Genomic DNA, 18,576 nt, shown 5'->3' on the forward strand with positions numbered 1-18,576 from the left:
AAAAAAATGGCACTTGAGATTGCCGAGATTACTACAATTTTAAAAGAACATCATTTGCTGAAACAGATAGTAAATAATGTGAAAGGCGATCATCAAAAGATAACGGGGGTCACGTATGATTCTCGACGTGCTGACACCAATGACTTATTCTTTTGTAAGGGGAATTTTAAGCCAGCCTATTTAGAATATGCTCAAACCCAGGGGGCCACTGTTTACATTGCGGAACAACAGTATGATAGCGTTGCAAAAATGTGTGGCATTATTGTTAGCGATGTTTCAAAAGCAATGGCATTAATTAGTGCGGCTTATTATGATTATCCACAAAATGAGTCGTTTATTATTGCATTTACTGGAACTAAGGGGAAAACGACTTCCGCTTATTATGCGCATAATATTCTTAAAGAGACGACTGGAGACAAAACGGCCCTATTTTCAACAATTGATCGCATTGTTGGACCCAAGCCGGAGCAACAGTTTAAATCTGATTTAACAACTCCAGAATCTTTAAATTTGTTTCATGATATGCGTGAAGCGGTTGATAGTGGAATGCATACCTTAGTCATGGAAGTTTCGTCGCAGGCCTATTTGCGTAATCGAGTGTATGGACTTCATTATGATGTTGGCGTATTTTTGAATATCTCTCCGGATCATATTGGCCGAAATGAGCATCCTAATTTTGCAAATTATCTGCATTGTAAACTCCAATTATTGGTAAACTCGGATATTTGCGTAATTAACGCAGAGACTGATCATTTGGAAGAGATTTATCAAGCTGCTCGGGCAACAACCGATCCAGAAAAAATTTATTTGTACAAACAAGCGGGTAATGAGACTCAAGTTGAAGTACCAGTTGATTTTACTTTTCACAACGATCGTGATGATTTACAAGTCAATGAAATTGAAGTTAGCTCACATACAGAAAAGGCAAACGCCCTTCAAATTAATGGACGTTATATGTTGAGTATGCCTGGTAGCTACAACCAGAGTAATGCGACAGCTGCTTTGATTACAGTTGGAGTTGCGGGGGTAACTTATAAAGAGGCTCACAACCTGTTATCAAAAGTGAAAGTACCTGGCAGAATGGAATCGATTCAATCTCAAAAACACGGCGTAATCTACGTAGATTATGCGCATAACTATGCAAGTATGAATGCGCTACTTAGTTTTTTACGGAGTCAGTATCCCAAAGGCCGAATGATTGTGGTAGTTGGCAGCCCAGGTGACAAGGGAATTTCGCGACGTAAAGGGTTTGGTAAGGCCCTGACATCGTATGCTGATGTGGCAATACTAACAGCTGATGATCCTGGGTTTGAAAATCCCGCTGATATTATTACAGAAATTGACAGTTATATTGATCATCAGAAAGTTCATGTAGAAAAAATTGTGGATCGTTACGATGCAATTAAGCGTGCGATTACAATTAGTCAGCCGGAAGACGTCGTGATTTTGGCTGCAAAAGGTGAGGATCCGTATCAAAAGGTAAAGGGAGTTGATACGCCCTGGCCAACAGACTCAGTGGTTGCAAAAAAAGTTTTGAAAGGATTGGCATAATGGAAACTTCGAAAACTGATTATATTCCTATTTTATTAGGAAGTGATTTTAATGCATATGGAATAGCTCGCTCTTTTTACGAAATGACCGGAAAAAAGGTTAAGGCTTTTGCAGAGATGGAATTAGCACCAACCCGATTTACAAAAATTGTGGATTTAGAATTAATTCCTGGATTTTCAGAAGACCCTAATTTTTTTGAAGCTATGAAGAAAATTGCTAAACGTTATGAAAACCGATCTGAAAAAATCATCCTGCTTGGAATGGGCGATGGCTATGCAGAACTCATTTCTAAGCACAAAGAAGAGCTTTCAAAAACTTTCATTTGTCCTTATGTGGATTACGATCTTTTACGTAAGTTAAATAATAAGGAGCGTTTTTATAAGATTTGTGATGAGTTTGATTTGCCTTATCCCAAAACAAGGATTATTACTAAGGCAGAATATGAAAGTTCAGAACCAATTGATGAGCCTTTTGAGTTTCCAGTTGCTTTGAAACCAGCCAATAGTGTTGAATGGTTAGATATCCATTTTGAAGGTCGTAAAAAGGCCTTCCGAATTCAATCAAGAGCAGAATTTGATGAAATTGTTGGTAAAATTTATGATAATGGGTATACCTCTGATCTTATTTTGCAGGATTTTGTTCCTGGAGATGATAGTAATATGCGCGTTTTGAATGCATATGTAGACCAAAACCATAAAGTGAAAATGATGTGTTTGGGGCATCCATTACTAGAGGATGCGGCACCATCTGCAATTGGAAATTATGTGGCCATTTTGCCTGAGTACAACGCAACAATCTATAAAACAATTCAAGATTTTTTGGAAAAAATTCAGTTTACCGGATATGCTAATTTCGATTTGAAGTATGATTCACGAGATAAAACCTTTAAGTTGTTTGAGATCAATTTACGGCAAGGACGTAGCAGTTTCTTTGTAACTTTAAATGGTTATAACTTAGCTAAATGGGTTGTTGATGATTATGTGACCGAAGATTTGGCCAATAAACCAACTGTTTACGCTAATCGAGATGAAAAAATGCATCAGTTATGGTTAGGGGTTCCGATTAAAGTATTTAAAAAGTACACTCGTGATAATCGTGATAAGCAAGTTGCCTTACAGTTGATAAAACAAAAACGTTATGGGATGACTGCTTTTTACTCAAAAGATATGAATGTGAGACGATGGGCGCTTTTAACTTGGATGAACCATAATTATGTTAAGAACTTTGATCGTTATTTTGAAGAAAATAAGGGATGATTTAAATGAAAGATTTCTTTACGATTATTGGCGGAATGGGGACACCAGCAACCGAGAGTTATTTACGTTTGTTGAATAAGCGAACACCTGCTCATTGTGATCAGGAGTATTTTAATTACATTTTGGTGAATCATGCGACGGTACCTGATCGTTCAACTTTTTTAATGGATCATTCACAACCAAGTCCGTTGCCTGATTTGTTAGAAGATATTAAGCAGCAAAGTATGCTGAAGCCGAGCTTTTTTGTAATTGCATGTAATACCGCTCATTATTTTTATGAGGATTTGCAGGCGGCTACGGAAATTCCGATTGTTCATATGCCTCGAGAAACGGTTAACGATATAAAAGAAAAATATCCAACTGCAAAAAGAATTGGTGTCATCGGAACAAAGGGAACCACAACAGATGGCATTTATGATCGAGAGTTAAAGCGGCAAAACTTGGAAGTTATTAAGCCCACAGAAGAGATTCAACGGCTAACTACTCAGTTAATTTTTGATGATATAAAAAATCAAAATAAAGTAGATGGTGACCTGTTTCATACAATTGTCAAAAAGATGGTTAAAGAACAAAATGCTGAAGTTGTTATTTTAGGATGTACAGAATTGTCATATGCTCAAGAAATGGCACCTGAATTAACGTTTCCAATTGCAGATTCGCAATCAATTTTAGTAGATAAATCGATTGAATTAGCAACCAAATTACGAAAATAAATTTAAAAACGAAGTAGGTAAGCATGGGCTGTTTGGGTGTGGATAGATAAAACAGCCATGACAAAAATGACCCGATATGCTATACTTATTTTTGTATTTGCGGGCATAGTTTAGTGGTAAAATTCAAGCTTCCCAAGCTTGCGTCGCGGGTCCGATTCCCGTTGCCCGCTTTCCATAAAAGAGTAGTACTTGATCAGTTTCTTCCAAGCGAGTTCGGAATGGTGTGAGCCGAATAAGAAATTTCGAGGAACGTGTTTTTATGATAACAATTAAAGAAATTGAGTGGATTTTTAAAATCAATTAGAGTGGTACCGCGGGTGAACTCGTCTCTTACAATGTTTATTTGTAAGAGACTTTTTTAATACGGAACTTTTTAAAGAGGATTAGCATTTTTGTGAAATTTAGAATGGTTTATAGATAAAATAGGAGGATACAAAATGGATTATAAAAAACAGGTTGCACAAAGTATTGTTTCAGCACTTGATGGGCAGCTTGAAGAACAAGTTGTTTATGAAAAAGTTGAAGTACCTAAGACAAGCAAAATGGGAGACTTTGCCTTTCCCGCGTTTATATTGGCTAAAACGTTACACAAAGCACCACAGATGATTGCTGCTGATTTAGTTAAAAATATTAATCAGGAAAATTATGAAAAGGTAGAAGCCGCTGGTCCTTATGTAAACTTCTTTTTAGATAAGAGTAAATTTAGCTTAGAAACTTTGCAGACGGTTTTGACTGAAAAAGATCATTTTGGGGATGCTACTGTTGGTAATAATGGTAAAGTGCCAATTGACATGTCATCACCAAACATTGCTAAACCAATTTCAATGGGTCATTTACGTTCAACTGTGATTGGCAATGCACTAGCTAACTTACTGGCCAAAACCGGATATCAGCCAGTAAAAATCAATCATTTAGGAGATTGGGGCACTCAATTTGGTAAATTGATTGAAGCTTATAAACTTTGGGGCAGTGAAGAAGCAGTTAAGGCTGATCCAATTAATAAGTTGTTGGAGTATTATGTGCGTTTTCATAAAGAAGACAAAGAGCATCCTGAACTTGATGACGAGGCGCGTAAATGGTTTAAAAAACTGGAAGATGGCGATGAAGAGGCCACTAAGCTTTGGCAATGGTTCCGCTCCGTTTCTCTTGATTCCTTTAAACATATTTATGATAAGTTAGGAATTACTTTTGATTCATACAAGGGCGAAGCTTTCTACAATGACAAAATGGATGAGGTTGTCCAGATTTTAGAAGATAAACATCTTCTAAAAGAGAGTCAAGGTGCTGAAATTGTTGATTTGGATAAGTACAACTTAAATCCGGCACTGATTAAAAAGACTGATGGTGCAACGCTATACATTACGCGTGATTTAGCAGCGGCCATTTATCGAAAACGGACTTATGATTTTTCTCAGTCTTTATATGTAGTTGGGGCCGAACAAATTAATCATTTTAAACAATTAAAAGCCGTTTTGAAAGAGATGGGTTTTGATTGGTCAGATGATATTCATCATATTCCATTTGGTTTAATTACTTTAAATGGAAAAAAGTTATCAACCCGCTCTGGTCGGGTAGTTCTTTTGGATAAAGTGCTAGATGATGCAATTGATTTAGCAAAACAGCAAATTCAAGCAAAAAATCCAGATTTAGCCAATGCAGATGAAGTGGCGCATGAAGTCGGCGTGGGTGCGGTCATTTTCCATGATCTTAAGAATGAACGAATGAACTCGTTTGATTTTGATTTAAACGAAGTAGTTCGTTTTGAAGGAGAAACAGGTCCGTATGTTCAATACACCCGAGCACGAGCGGAAAGTATTTTACGCAAGACAGACCATCAGGTAACTGTGGATGGTTTAAAACTGGCTGATCCGAATGCTTGGGATACATTAAAACAATTGCAAAACTTCCCTGATACGATTCTACGTGCAGTTAAAGAGTATGAACCATCAATTATTGCAAAATATTCACTGCATTTAGCAAAATCATTTAATCAATACTATGCAAATTCAAAAGTATTGGTAAAAGATGATCAATTGAATGCACGGTTGGCACTTGTTAAGAGTGTAAGTATTGTTTTAAAGAGTTCTTTAAACTTATTAGGCGTTCAGTCACCAGAAGAAATGTAAGAAAAAGCAAGCAAAATTCATTGAATTTTGCTTGCTTTTTGACAGTTCATTGATTATCTGTTCACAGAACACATTGAAAAAGTAAGCATTAATTTGTTCAATAAATTTTAGTATTGCGCTATAATGAACACTGTGTTGACTTTTATTTGCCGAGTAGTGATATGTGTGTGAAAATTAAGTATTATTATTTATTGGGATATTGAGTGTGATTAAATTAGAGTTGTTAGTTTATTTTTGAATTTGCTTGGATTAAGACTTAAAGATTAATAGGAGATATGAAGAATTGGAAATCAAAAAATATCGAATGTTGCGTCAAGCTTGTTATGATCTTCAGTACGGCATGGTGGACGGGTATGAATTGCTCTTACGTGAGTTTGTAGATGATGAATGGCGGGTTCCAGCTGATTTCAGCATCCTAACACCAGAACTTTTTTCAGGGCTTGTGGCAGAAGCCATGGAACACTTACCATCCAAATCTCGAATTATGATTAATTTAGATCATGATCAATTTGTAGATCGTAAAATGTTAGATGCAATAATTAATGTTCATGAAAAATTGCCGGATTATGGCTTAACAGTAGAGTTAACAGAACGTGATAACACAAAAATGATTATGGATGTTGAACTGTTAAGATCCGCAATGTATCTCACAAGTAAAGGTGTTGCCCTTAGTCTTGATGATGTCGGTTCAGGGGTTAATCAATTTGAGCTTTTGAGGCCATTATTACCTTTTGTAACGGAATTAAAGTTTGCTTTACAGAACTTTCAAACAGAGATTGAAACCGCTTATAACAAACTTTATTTTTGGCAAGAATTAGCGAATTTCTTAGGAAAAAAGTTTGTGCTTGGGGGAATCGAGACCGAAGAGGATTTGGTTATTGCGCGTCAATTGGCTGTTGATTATGGACAAGGATATTTATATGATCGTCCACAGAAGTTTTACTAAAAACTATAGTATATATCGATTAGACTCGTTCATTTATGAACGAGTTTTTTTTCAGAGTTTAATCATAATTTCAAATTGGGATCATACGCCTAGATTGTGAATGATATACTGGTAAAAGAAATTAAATGATGCGAAAGAAAAAATTTAATTTCCAAAATAATGATTTATCAAAAAATATGGTGGTAAATCCTGACATTAGGAAGAAAAGCATACAAAAATAAACAGAATAACTTAAGTGTGCCAGATTACCCCTTTTGAATGGGTAATCTGGGCAACATGGAAATTTCAGGGCTGATATAATAGTTTTGTTGAGAAACGATTGAGCCGAATGAAATTTGGGAGGAGACAAATATGGAAATCAAAGGTTTTGGGGTTGAAGAATGGTTGAATGAAAATGAAAAATCGGCTCAATTTGATATCTCACAAAGCACGATTAGTTCACTGACATTGGGGGAATTACTAAAGTTTGACAGCCAAAATCCAACCGAACAAATCACGAAATATTTAAATACGAAACTAAATTATGGGTGGATTGAAGGATCACCTGAGTTTAAACAATTAGTTTCCGAGTTATATTTACGAGTCGATAGCAAGAATGTTTTACAAACGAATGGGGCAACTGGTGGCAATTTTTTGGCGCTATTCAGTCTGTTAAATCCAGGAGATCAGATCATTTCCTTGTATCCAAGTTATCAGCAACTATATGACATTCCTAAATCATTAGGGGTGAAGGTTGATAATTGGGGCCTTCGTGAGGATCTAAATTGGCAACCAGATATTGAACAATTAAAACAGCTTATTTCACCAAAGACAAAAATGATTTGTTTAAATAATGCACAAAATCCAACAGGCAGCCTCCTCAAAAAGCCATTATTAAAACAAGTTGTGGCGTTGGCAAGAGAAGTAGGTGCATACATATTGGCAGACGAAGTTTATCAGCCAGTAGATAAAGTTGATCAGTTTCCGTCAATTGCAGATCTTTATGAACAAGGAATTTCTGTAAATAGCCTTTCTAAGACATACTCAGTTCCTGGATTAAGAATTGGCTGGATTGCAACCCAATCAGCAAAATTAGCAGATGTATTCAGAAAATATCGAGATTACACAATGATTTCTGGTGGAGTAGTTAATGACACATTAGCTTGCATTACTTTACGAAATCGGCAAGCAATTTTGGCAAGAAATAAAAAATTAGTTAAGCGAAATCATGAAATTTTGCGAAAGTGGGTGGATTCTCAAGAAAAAGTTGACATTATTATGCCTGAGCAGGTTTCAACGGCTTGTATTAAACTTAATATTAAAATGGATGACGAAACCTTTTGTCAAAAATTATTAGATGATACTGGCGTTTTGCTGGTTCCAGGAAATCGGTTCGATATGCCCGGCCATGCTAGAGTGGGATACTGCACAGATACAGAGACGTTAAAAAATGGATTACAAAGATTGAATGAGTTTTTGAAACAGTGTCAATAAATTACAGACTTAAGTATCAAAACTACAGAGTTATTAGGTAAAACTACTACTTGCTTTCATAACCAATTCTGGGATAATGGTAACCATTATAATTGATATGAAAGAGGTTTATGATGATTGATCCCAGGAATAAAGGCAATTACGAACGACATATCGCCCATACTCATGAGTGTAAGGTACTTAGTAAATTAGAGCTCGCCGAAGTGTTTAATAGTATGCAAGGTAAAAAGGTACGAAAAGGTCAGCATTTATTTGAACAATATGAGAAACGCTATTATACTTTCTTTTTGAAAGAAGGATTTCTAAAGGCGGAGTCTGTTGATATTTATCATGACTCATCTTTTATGACGTTTATTTGTCCCGACATGGTATTTCCTTTGAGAGGGACGCAGACTGACACTTCTTACTATTATACGGCGACGGCTTTAACTGACGCCGAAGTCGTGTATATTCCTAGAAAATTGTTCAATAAATTATTGTGTTCAAATAACAAGTTTCAATCTAGAATATTGAAACAGTTTGATGAAGCCGTGAAAGAAAACGAAACATTTCTTCAAATAAGAACTAGTTCGACTGCAAAGGATCAGGTTGAACAAAACCTAGGTTTAATTAATGAATGGTTTTTAGATAATTCAAGAATAGTTGACGAATGTCAAATCCCATTTCCCATTACAATTAGTGATCTTGCTAAGTTTTGTGGTCTTAATCGAAAAACAACAAGTGCTGCTGTTAAGGGGTTAGTTGATGATGGTAAAATTCTTTATAAAGATAAGTATTTTTTCGTTTAAAAATTTCCTACCAAAGGAAGAACAACTTGTTTTGCAGTTTTGATGTTTGCTATACTTAAGCTAGTTAATACGGAAGTGAAGTGCGATTATGAAAAAAAGTGAACGGCAAAAGATTATTACAGATCTTATTTCTAATCAATTAGTAGCTAAACAAGATGATTTAATGGGCTTGTTAAAGCAACGTGGTGTGATTGCCACTCAGGCCACAATTTCTCGTGACATGCGAGAAATGCACATTGTTAAGTCTGCGGATGATCAAGGCGTCCAACGCTACATGATTTTTCATTCGTCTACTGAAGATCCAACTAGCTTACTTTTTCATACGTTTAAACAAACAGCATTGCAAATTGATCAAATTCAATTTGTAAACATCATTAAAACTGCTTCAAATGATGGAAATCGCTTAGCTGCTGTTTTTGATGATACAAAAATGCCAGAAATCGTTGGTACTTTAGCAGGGTTTGATACGATTGTGGTTTTTAGCCCCAATGAAGAACTAGCGTTACAATTAAATCAGCGCTTATCAAAGTACTTACCTGATGCAGAAAAATAAAACGAATAGAGCAAAGACTGATTTTCCTCGGTTTTTGCTCTATTTTAATGTATTTGAGATCCAATTTTTAAGGGTACTTTAAGTCTCATAGTGCATTTAAAGGGATTAAGATAAATATGATACAATACACCTATTACTTAATTAATATGGAGATTTTTTATGCAAACAAATAAGTTTTTCTCTTCACTAAAATCGGGATTAAAAAGGATCGGTCATTTTTTGGCTCCGTATTGGCATCGATCGCATGCTTTTATAAAACGGTATTGGAAAAGATTCCAAGTTACTCGCTGGTTAATTGTTATATTTTTAACCTTTTTTCTGATTATGAGTGGCTACCTTACCTACGAAGCTAAGACTGCAAATGTAGGTAATCTTAAAAATGCATTAGAGAAGACGACCGTCGTTTATGATGCTAAAAATAATAAGGCAGGTTCTTTGTATTCTCAAAAAGGGACGTGGGTTGGACTAAACAAAATTTCGATTAATGTTCAAAATGCGGTAATTTCTACTGAGGACCGTAATTTCTATAAAGAATATGGGTTCTCTGTGAAAGGAATCGGCAGAGCGGCATTACTTTATGCAATGAATAAAGTAATGCGAAAAAATTATATTAGTGGTGGAGGAAGTACATTAACGCAGCAATTGGTAAAGAATGCATTCTTATCTCAACAACAGACCTTCACACGAAAGGCACGTGAACTATTCCTTTCCATTGAGGTGGAAAATGTTTATACAAAGTCCGAGATTCTAGAAATGTATTTGAATAATGCGTATTTTGGAAATGGTATTTGGGGTGTTCAAGATGCTGCAGAACGTTACTTTGGCGTTTCTGCAAGTGAGTTAACAGTACCACAGGGAGCTGTTTTGGCAGGAATGCTAACATCGCCTAGTGCTTACAATCCAGATGATCATCCAGCGGCTTCTAAGCAACGGCGAAATGTTGTTTTAGGATTAATGGCTGATAATAATAAGTTATCAGATTCTCAGGCAAAAGCTTATCAAAATACTGCACTTGTAACATCTAACGCGTATACGGATACAAGTGATTATAAATATCCATATTATTTTGATGCCGTTATTAGTGAAGCAATTAGTCGTTATGGATTGACAGAGTCTGACATTATGAATCGTGGCTATAAGATTTATACGTATCTCAATCAATCAGATCAAACGAATATGCAAGAGCAGTTTAAAGATCCTAGTTATTTTCCGTCTAATGCATCTGATGGAAGTAAGGTCCAGGCAGCTTCAATTGCAATTAATCCCAAAACTGGTGGGGTTTCCGCAGTTGTTGGTGGTCGAGAAAAACATGTTTTCCGGGGATTTAATCGTGCTACTCAAATTAAGCGACAACCTGGATCAACTCTAAAACCAATTGTTGCCTATGCACCGGCTCTCAGCAGTGGCTATTCATATGATTCAACGTTACAAGATAAGTTGAAATCTTATGGCACAAATAAATATCGGCCTGCAAATTATAATGATCAATATGACGGAACAATCCCTATGTATAAAGCATTAGCCGAAAGTCGTAATGCGCCAGCAGTTTGGTTACTAAATAAAATTGGGGTTTCTAAGGGCTATGATTCGGCTGAAAACTTTGGTTTAAACTTGAATAAAAGTGATAAAAATTTAGCACTTGCATTAGGAGGCTTAACCACCGGTATTTCTCCTTATCAATTAGCTAGTGCATACACGGCCTTTGCCAATAATGGGGAATTAGCGCAAACTGGGTTTATTCGGAAAATTGTTGATTCCTCTGGTAAAACAGTTGTTAATAATACACCGCAGAAAAAAAGGGTTATTTCTAAAAAAGTGGCAAAAGAAATGACTAGCATGATGATTGGCGTATATAGTGATTCTTACGGAACTGGAGCAAGTGCTAAACCAGCCAATTACACAATTGCCGGGAAAACTGGAAGTACCGAGGTTGATGGGGCTTCAAGTAGTGATGCGACTGGCGATGAATGGATGGTTGGTTATACACCGGATATGGTCGTCGCAACTTGGGAAGGTTTTGATGACACAACTAAAACTAATCACTTGGAAAATTTGAGTGGCGTTGGTTTAGGGACGCTCTTTAAATCCGAGATGGAAAGCATTTTGCCCAATACACCTGGTACGGAATTTGGCACAAGCAACGCTTCGAGTTTAGCATCGGGTGAAAACTCTGGATCATCTAATTTATGGGATTCAATTAAAAATGGCACATCTAGTGCCGAAAAGAATTTCTCTCAAGGAACTGATTCTATGAAGCAAAAGGCAAATGAGTGGTTAGATAAGGCTAAAAACTTTATTGGACAATAAACTTCGGCAAATGCGGGTATCAAAAGTGGTTTGGTATGATACAATGTCAGTATAAAAGTGAAACATCTAGGAGGAAGACAATGGCTGTTAATATTTATGATACCGCGAACAAAATGGAAGAAGAACTTCGTGAAACAACTGAATATAAAAACTTAGTTGCAGCATATACGGAAATGAAAAAGGATCAAAAGACATATGATCTTTTTAAAGATTTTCAAGAAGTTCAAGTAAATTTACAGCAGAAACAAATGAATGGTGAAGAAATGAGCGATGATGAGATGTCTCATGCACGTGAGATTGCTTCCCAAGTTGGCGACGTTGATGTCATTAAGAGCCTGATGGATAAAGAACGGGCATTGAATCAGCTTCTAAATGATATTAATCAGATTATAACCAAGCCAGTTCAGGATTTATATCACGATTAAAGATTATAAAATTAAAGAAATGCGTATTTTTAATACAGACAGGGTTAGTGCAAATGAATGATTTGTTCTACCCTTTTTTTATGAATCGAGGAAGATTTTTATGAAATTTATTCATGCAGCGGATATTCATTTGGATAGTCCTTTTCAAGGATTACGGAAAGCCCCAGATCAAATTTGGCAAGAAATTCACAAATCTACTTATGATGCATTTAAAAATATGGTTAGCACTGCGATTGAAGAAAACGTGGATTTTGTTTTGATTGTTGGAGATGTTTATGATCGTGTGCAACATAGTATACAGGCTGATCTTTTTTTGAATGAACAATTTGAACGACTAAATAAAAAACAAATCCCAGTTTACTTAAGTTACGGGAATCATGATTACTTAAATGAAAACACTGAAATTATTCATTATCCAGATAATGTTTATGTATTTCCGGCTCAGCCAGAGGCAAAAAAACTGACTTTACATGACGGGACGACCGTGACAATTGTGGGATTTAGTTATGATAAGCAAGCTGTTAAAGAAGATATGGTAGCCAAATTTCCTGCACGAACTCAAACCGACTTTGAAATTGGAACTGTACATGGGAGCATGGATAGTTTGAATGCACCTGAAGCAAATTATGCGCCATTTTCTAAAAACGAATTGCTAAAATTCCACTATGATTATTGGGCATTAGGGCATATCCACAAACGGCAAGTCTTAAATGAAAATCCGGCTATAATTTACCCAGGGAATTTACAAGGTCGGCACAAAAATGAAGCAGGAACGAAAGGATTCTATTTAGTCTCGAGCGAAGGCCATGAATTAAAACCTAAGTTTGTGGAAGCTTCCGTTGTGGATTGGCAAACGATGATAACTAAAGCTAAAGAGGGAGAAAGCTTTGATCATTTAGGTGCAACTATTTTTCACCAAATTGAAGAATTATCTAGCAACAAACCTAAATTTATCAATATCAAAATTGAAAATATTCAAGTACTAGCAAATTCAGTATTAACGCGAATTGAAGACGATAGTTTATTGGAAGTGATTCAGCAAAAACTACTAGGTAAAAGTAAAACCTGGGTCTATGAGATTACACCAATCCCAAATCAAGAGGCTTTTCAACTGAATGCAATTGACAAGGAATTTTGGAAAACTAGCCAAAAAAGGGTATTTACTGAAGACAATGTCAACCAACTCGCAGGAAGCTTACTGAACCAACCTTTTATTGCAGAAGCCTTGCAGCAAGATGATCAGCTTCAAGATTCGGTTGAAACTCTGTTGCTTAAAAATGGTGGGCCTGAGGAGCAAAATGATGAAAATACTGAAGATTAATATCTATGGATTTGGAAAATGGCAAGACCAGAAGTTTGACCTTTCTCAAAATCTTACTTACTTTTCTGGGCCTAATGAAGCTGGGAAATCCACATTACGACAATTTATTTTAAGTATCTTATTTGGATTTCGAACAAAGCGTGGCGCAGACCGATATTTACGTTACGAGCCTAAAGATGGGTCTAAATATGGAGGAGAACTTTTAGTTGAGCATCAAGGAACACGTTATTTGCTTACGCGAGTGAAAGGGAAGAGTGGTGGTAAATTAACTGTTACGGATGTTGCAACACAAGAGGTCCTTTCTAATGATGTTTTGGCAACTTTACTGGGCTCTGTCGATGAAACATTATTCAATGAAATGTTTAGTTTTAGTCAAACTGAACTAACAGAAATCCGTCAGCTGGAACGGGATGAATTTCGAAAACGAGTTCTAAAAATTGGTGCTGTTGGTAGTGACCAATGGATTAGTTTACAAAGTAGTTTCGAAAAAAGTGCAGATAAGATATATGCACCCAAGGGACGCGTACGGCCTTTGAACAAATTACTTAAAAAGCATCAAAAATTGGAGCAAAATGTGCAAGAAGCCTCACAGGAAATTGGGGAATATCGTCAGAAAACAGAAGCTGAGAATGAAGCACAGAAAAAGCTTACTAAATTAAGTGCTCAGATTAAAGATAGTCAGGACAAACTAGAGCAACTAAAACGAAATTTAAGTGGTTGGTCAATTTATCAACAACTACAAAATTTGATTAAAAGAGATAATCAGGGTAATTCGACTATCTCGACAGATAAGATTCAAGACTTGGAAAAATTGAATCAACAGTTGAATGAAATTAAACAAACCGCTACAGATGTGAAAACAAAAATCTCTGAATTGATGGAGAGCCTAAAATCTAATCCACGGGTCGTCTTTTTTGATCAACACCAAGAAGAAGTGACAACCTTACGGGACGAGTTAGGAGACAGCCAAAGTTTACTCAATCAGGTTGAAGACTTGAAGCAGCAAGTTAATGAAATTGAACAGGAAAAAATAAAAATTAGTTCTCAATTAATTGTAGGTGAAACGATACCAAATTCATTTACAGATGATGAAATGAATCAGGTTCAAACAAATCTGGATCAGAAATCAAAGCTTGAGAATCAAAAACAAGCGGTGCAAGATCAAATTGTGCACATTCAAAATCGACTGTTGGAAGAAAGTAATTCGAGACGCCCAACAACTCAACCGACGCAAAAACGAGGGTTGCAAAATGTACTCACGGGTGTTGGAGTTATTTTAATAATAATTCCTTGGTTATTTAGTATGGGAATTGGGCTCAAAATTGGGTTAGCATTACTAGGATTGGTTTGTATTGGGATTCGTTACTTTATGCGACCAGGTACGGACAATCAAACTAAAACTCATTCATCAGCGAATATGGATTTACATGCTAAATTGAGTGATCTAAATACGCAATTGGAAGATATTTCAAAACAACAGCAAACGATTGCTAAAAAGTTGACTGCGATCGGTAAGCAAAAAGGGATTTCTAATTCAGACCCGCAAACGTGGCCAGCCTTGCAAAATTATTTGAAACGGTTTGAATTGTTAACTCAAAAACAAAAAACAGGTAAGGAACAAATTGTTAAAGCACAAAAACAAATTAGTGAGTTTTTGGATAAGAGTAAGCTTTTATCTGATTGGGTCGTGTTAACAGGAGATACACAAGAAAAAATTCAAAATTTAAACAATTATTTTCAAAAAATGGATCAAGAACAACAAGATGTTCTTAAGATCCGTCAAGATTTAGCTTATTATCAGAACCGTTTTAAAAAGGTGACTGCTCAAAAAGAAGAAATCCAACATAATGTGGATTCAAAATTAAAAGAAGCAGGATTAAACAATTGGGAAAGCTTTCAAATTGCTAGAGAAAAACAATATGAGCAAGAAAGTAATCAAGAAAAGATTTCTAAATTAAAACAACAATTAAATTCCTCAACTTTGAAAGAACTGTCGCAATTTGAGAATAAAGAGCAGATTCAAGATGAGCTGACAGCTCAAACACAGAGTTTAGAAAAGCTTCGTAAGGAACAAGAGACTTTGATCGAACAGAAAACTGTTTTGAATACAAAATTACAGCAACTGGCAGATGATGATACTTATTCTAATTTACAGCAGGAGTTGGCCAATTTAGAGGCTGAAATTTTAGCACAAACGCGTGAATGGTTGACGACCAAACTGGCAGCTCAATGGATTGATGAAACCCTGTCGGTTGCTAGTCAGGGTCGATTACCGAAGATTATAAAGTTTGCTGAACAATATTTTTCATTGTTAACGAATAAACGGTACAATAAGATTAGTTTTAATGATGGGACAATTGTTGTATTTGATACCAATAATCAGGCATTTGATGTAGGTGAGTTATCACAAGGAACGGCTGAACAGCTTTATGTGGCAATTCGCTTAGCATTTGTTGAAGTTATGACGGATTTAGTCGACCTTCCGATTATTATTGATGATGGTTTCGTTAATTTTGATGCAACCAGAAAACAAAATGTCATGAATTTGCTGAGCAAAATCAGCCAAAACCATCAGGTTATTTATTTCTCAACTGAGACGCAATTGACCAATCCAACGTCAAATAGCCAAGTGATTTATCTTAAATGAGAAGGCCAGTAAGCATTTAGAAAAGATGGACATCCGTTTTGAAAAGAAGATTTTGCGAATGCAAAATACACATATAACTTGAAAAGGAGCCAGTCCGACTTAACGCTTAAGCGTTTAGAGAGGATGGACATCCGTTTTGAAAAAGGAATTTTGCGAATGCAAAATACACATATAACTTGAAAAGGAGCCAGTCCGACTTAACGCTTAAGCGTTTAGAGAGGATGGACATCCGTTTTGAAAAAGGAATTTTGCGGATGCAAAATACACATATAACTTGAAAAGGAGCCAGTCCGACTTAACGCTTAAGCGTTTAGAGAGGATGGACATCCGTTTTGAAAAAGGAATTTTGCGGATGCAAAATACACATATAACTTGAAAAGGAGCCAGTCCGACTTAACGCTTAAGTGTTTAGAGAGGATGGACATCCGTTTTGAAAAAGAGATTTTGCGAATGCAAAATACACATATAACTTGAAAAGGAGCATTAATATGGAAAATAAAAAGCTTTTTGATTATGTTGTTGATGAAACTTTAAACATTTTTGTTTTGATCAAGAGTGCAGAGGTTCGTGTTGCCAAGAATGGAAAAGATTTTCTTTCAATGGTTTTTGAAGATCGTTCTGGAGATATCAGTGGTAAGTTCTGGGATGCAAGTTCAAAAGATATTCAAAATTTTGAAGCTGGAAAAGTGATTTTCCTAAATGGAAAACGAGAGAACTATAAGGGATCACCCCAAATTAAGATTTTGGGAATCCGATTGGCGACGGAAACAGAGCCTAATAATCCTAATTTGTATACTAAAAAAGCACCTATGAGTGAAGCAGATATGAGAGAAGAAGTTAGCAAACTACTTTTTGATATCACTAATCCTAATTGGAACAGAGTGGTACGCTATTTACTTCAAAAATATGATAAACAATTTTACACGTATCCTGCTGCGAAGACTAATCATCATGCGTTTCAAGGCGGTTTAGCCTATCACACAATTTCGATTCTGCGGTTGGCTAAGCAGGTTAGTAATCAGTATCCGCAAATTGATAGATCATTGCTTTACGCTGGGTCTATCTTGCATGACTTGGGGAAAACAGTTGAATTATCTGGGCCAGTTTCTACAACCTATACAGTTGAAGGTAACTTATTGGGGCACATCGTAATTATGGATGGCGAAATTGTAAAAGCTTGTCAAGAGCTTAAAATTAGTGATAGTAGTGAGGATATCTTATTATTACGACATATGATTGTTTCTCATCATGGATTAAAAGAATATGGATCACCAATTGAGCCATTACTACTTGAAGCTGTTGTTTTGCATGCGTTAGATGATTTAGATGCTTCAATTCAAATGGTAACGGGTGCTTTAGACCATACAAAGGGTGGTACTTTTTCTGAAAGATTATTTGCTATGAATGGGCGAAATTTCTATAAAAGATTAGATCATAAAACTGAATAGAATAAAAAAAGTGCCATTCAATTTCCTAATAGAAATTGGATGGCACCTTTTATTTAATCTAATTTATTACTTAGATGTTGATGAACTTGAAAGGTAGTCAGATAAAACATCTTTCAAATCATTATCTTTGATTGAAACATTACCGTCTTTGAGAACTTTTGAAACAACAGCCTTTAATTTGCTGCTGCTGCTCATATCAGCTGCCCAAACACGTTTCTTAAGAGCTTCAGTATGATCACTCATCTTACCCTTAGCAGGCTTGTTGATCATCTTAATTACTTGATAACCGTAAGTTGTCTTGACAGGGGTTGTTGTATATTTACCTTCATCAAGCTTAAATGCGGCTTTAGTAAAGCTGGAGTCTAAACTTGTATTTGTATCATCAAATGCTGCAAGCTTTCCACCCTTATTCTTAGTTGAACTGTCGGTGGAATACTTCTTGGCAAGAGACGTGAAGCTTTCACCATCGTTTAATTTCTTAATAACAGTGTCAGCTGTTGACTTTTTAGTAACTAAAATTTGTGCAACGGTAACTTTAGGTTGGTAAGTCTTCCATTGTTTCTTTAAGTCGGCATTTGTAACAGTTGACTTATCTTTAACAGCTTGTTCCAAAAGTAGGTTTGAACGAATTTCTTCTTTGAAACTTGAATTTGTCATACCGTTTTGTTCAAGAACACTCTTAAATTGACTACCGTATTGAGTCTTATAAGCGTTGTACTGCTTTGTAACTTTCTTTGTTGAAACCTTGCTCCCGTAATCCTTTTCGAGAACTTTATTCAAAATCATTTGTTGAAGCACTTGTTCACCACTAGAAGTCGATTTCAGGCTACTGTAGTATGTATCCTCGGTAATCTTTCCACCCTTTGTTGTTGCGACGGTCTTATCACCACAGGAAGCCAAACTTACTGCCATAAAAACACTGGCTAATGCAATTAACCATTTTTTCATCTATAAACACATCCTATTCTTAGTTGTTTGAAAAACTTCAATACTCATCATACCATACAAACCGATTGATTTAT

At 35.9% G+C, this 18,576-nt stretch carries 14 protein-coding genes, 1 tRNA gene and 1 pseudogene; 15 read left to right on the forward strand and 1 reads right to left on the reverse strand.

The window, feature by feature from the left end; all coding sequences use genetic code 11:
* The first annotated feature begins 6 nt into the window (after window positions 1-6).
* The 15 genes and pseudogenes from ADU73_RS08370 (at window position 7) to ADU73_RS08435 (ending at window position 17,554) form a co-directional block, all read left to right on the forward strand.
* Window positions 7-1,551 carry a UDP-N-acetylmuramoyl-L-alanyl-D-glutamate--2,6-diaminopimelate ligase gene (locus ADU73_RS08370; RefSeq protein WP_062913382.1) on the forward strand — a complete coding sequence of 515 codons (1,545 nt, stop codon included), beginning with the start codon at window positions 7-9 and terminating at the stop codon, window positions 1,549-1,551.
* On the forward strand, window positions 1,551-2,807 hold the full coding sequence (locus tag ADU73_RS08375) for a carboxylate--amine ligase (protein WP_062913383.1): 1,257 nt from the start codon (window positions 1,551-1,553) through the stop codon (window positions 2,805-2,807). Before ADU73_RS08370 ends, ADU73_RS08375 begins: the two co-directional genes overlap by 1 nt.
* A 5-nt stretch (window positions 2,808-2,812) precedes the next feature.
* The gene (locus ADU73_RS08380) at window positions 2,813-3,520 is read left to right on the forward strand and encodes an aspartate/glutamate racemase family protein (protein ID WP_046871719.1); all 708 of its coding nucleotides are present in this window, start codon (window positions 2,813-2,815) and stop codon (window positions 3,518-3,520) included.
* Between the two features lie 99 nt (window positions 3,521-3,619).
* Window positions 3,620-3,690 (forward strand) — tRNA-Gly (locus tag ADU73_RS08385).
* Window positions 3,691-3,957: 267 nt separating this feature from the next.
* The gene (gene argS / locus ADU73_RS08390; RefSeq protein ID WP_046871720.1) at window positions 3,958-5,646 is read left to right on the forward strand and encodes an arginine--tRNA ligase; all 1,689 of its coding nucleotides are present in this window, start codon (window positions 3,958-3,960) and stop codon (window positions 5,644-5,646) included.
* Window positions 5,647-5,929: 283 nt separating this feature from the next.
* Entirely contained in the window at window positions 5,930-6,592 is a 663-nt protein-coding gene (locus ADU73_RS08395; RefSeq protein WP_226996031.1) for an EAL domain-containing protein, read from the forward strand.
* 351 nt (window positions 6,593-6,943) lie between these two features.
* Window positions 6,944-8,065, forward strand: coding sequence for an aminotransferase (locus tag ADU73_RS08400; RefSeq protein ID WP_062913384.1), 1,122 nt, complete (start codon window positions 6,944-6,946; stop codon window positions 8,063-8,065).
* Window positions 8,066-8,178: 113 nt separating this feature from the next.
* Window positions 8,179-8,853 carry a Crp/Fnr family transcriptional regulator gene (locus tag ADU73_RS08405; protein ID WP_062913385.1) on the forward strand — a complete coding sequence of 225 codons (675 nt, stop codon included), beginning with the start codon at window positions 8,179-8,181 and terminating at the stop codon, window positions 8,851-8,853.
* Window positions 8,854-8,941: 88 nt separating this feature from the next.
* Window positions 8,942-9,406, forward strand: a complete 465-nt coding sequence (locus ADU73_RS08410; protein WP_046871723.1) for an arginine repressor — start codon at window positions 8,942-8,944, stop codon at window positions 9,404-9,406.
* Window positions 9,407-9,565: 159 nt separating this feature from the next.
* Entirely contained in the window at window positions 9,566-11,713 is a 2,148-nt protein-coding gene (locus ADU73_RS08415; protein ID WP_062913386.1) for a PBP1A family penicillin-binding protein, read from the forward strand.
* Window positions 11,714-11,793: 80 nt separating this feature from the next.
* Window positions 11,794-12,138, forward strand: a complete 345-nt coding sequence (locus ADU73_RS08420; protein ID WP_062913387.1) for a YlbF/YmcA family competence regulator — start codon at window positions 11,794-11,796, stop codon at window positions 12,136-12,138.
* A gap of 100 nt (window positions 12,139-12,238) precedes the next feature.
* Complete coding sequence (locus ADU73_RS08425) at window positions 12,239-13,459, forward strand: metallophosphoesterase family protein (protein WP_046871726.1); 1,221 nt, start codon at window positions 12,239-12,241, stop codon at window positions 13,457-13,459.
* Entirely contained in the window at window positions 13,440-16,106 is a 2,667-nt protein-coding gene (locus ADU73_RS08430; RefSeq protein WP_046871727.1) for an ATP-binding protein, read from the forward strand. The genes ADU73_RS08425 and ADU73_RS08430 overlap by 20 nt, the downstream gene beginning before the upstream one ends.
* Before the next feature lie 599 nt (window positions 16,107-16,705).
* Window positions 16,706-16,804, forward strand: a pseudogene (locus ADU73_RS10740) (3'-5' exonuclease); the annotation flags it as partial.
* 126 nt (window positions 16,805-16,930) lie between these two features.
* The gene (locus ADU73_RS08435) at window positions 16,931-17,554 is read left to right on the forward strand and encodes an HD domain-containing protein (protein WP_371861619.1); all 624 of its coding nucleotides are present in this window, start codon (window positions 16,931-16,933) and stop codon (window positions 17,552-17,554) included.
* A 66-nt stretch (window positions 17,555-17,620) separates the two neighbouring features.
* Here the strand turns inward: ADU73_RS08435 and ADU73_RS08440 are convergent, their stop codons facing one another.
* Window positions 17,621-18,502 carry a peptidylprolyl isomerase PrsA gene (locus tag ADU73_RS08440; RefSeq protein WP_062913388.1) on the reverse strand — a complete coding sequence of 294 codons (882 nt, stop codon included), beginning with the start codon at window positions 18,500-18,502 and terminating at the stop codon, window positions 17,621-17,623.
* Between the last annotated feature and the right edge of the window lie 74 nt (window positions 18,503-18,576).

Source organism: Pediococcus damnosus, from assembly GCF_001611155.1.
Taxonomy (GTDB): Bacteria; Bacillota; Bacilli; order Lactobacillales; family Lactobacillaceae; genus Pediococcus; species Pediococcus damnosus.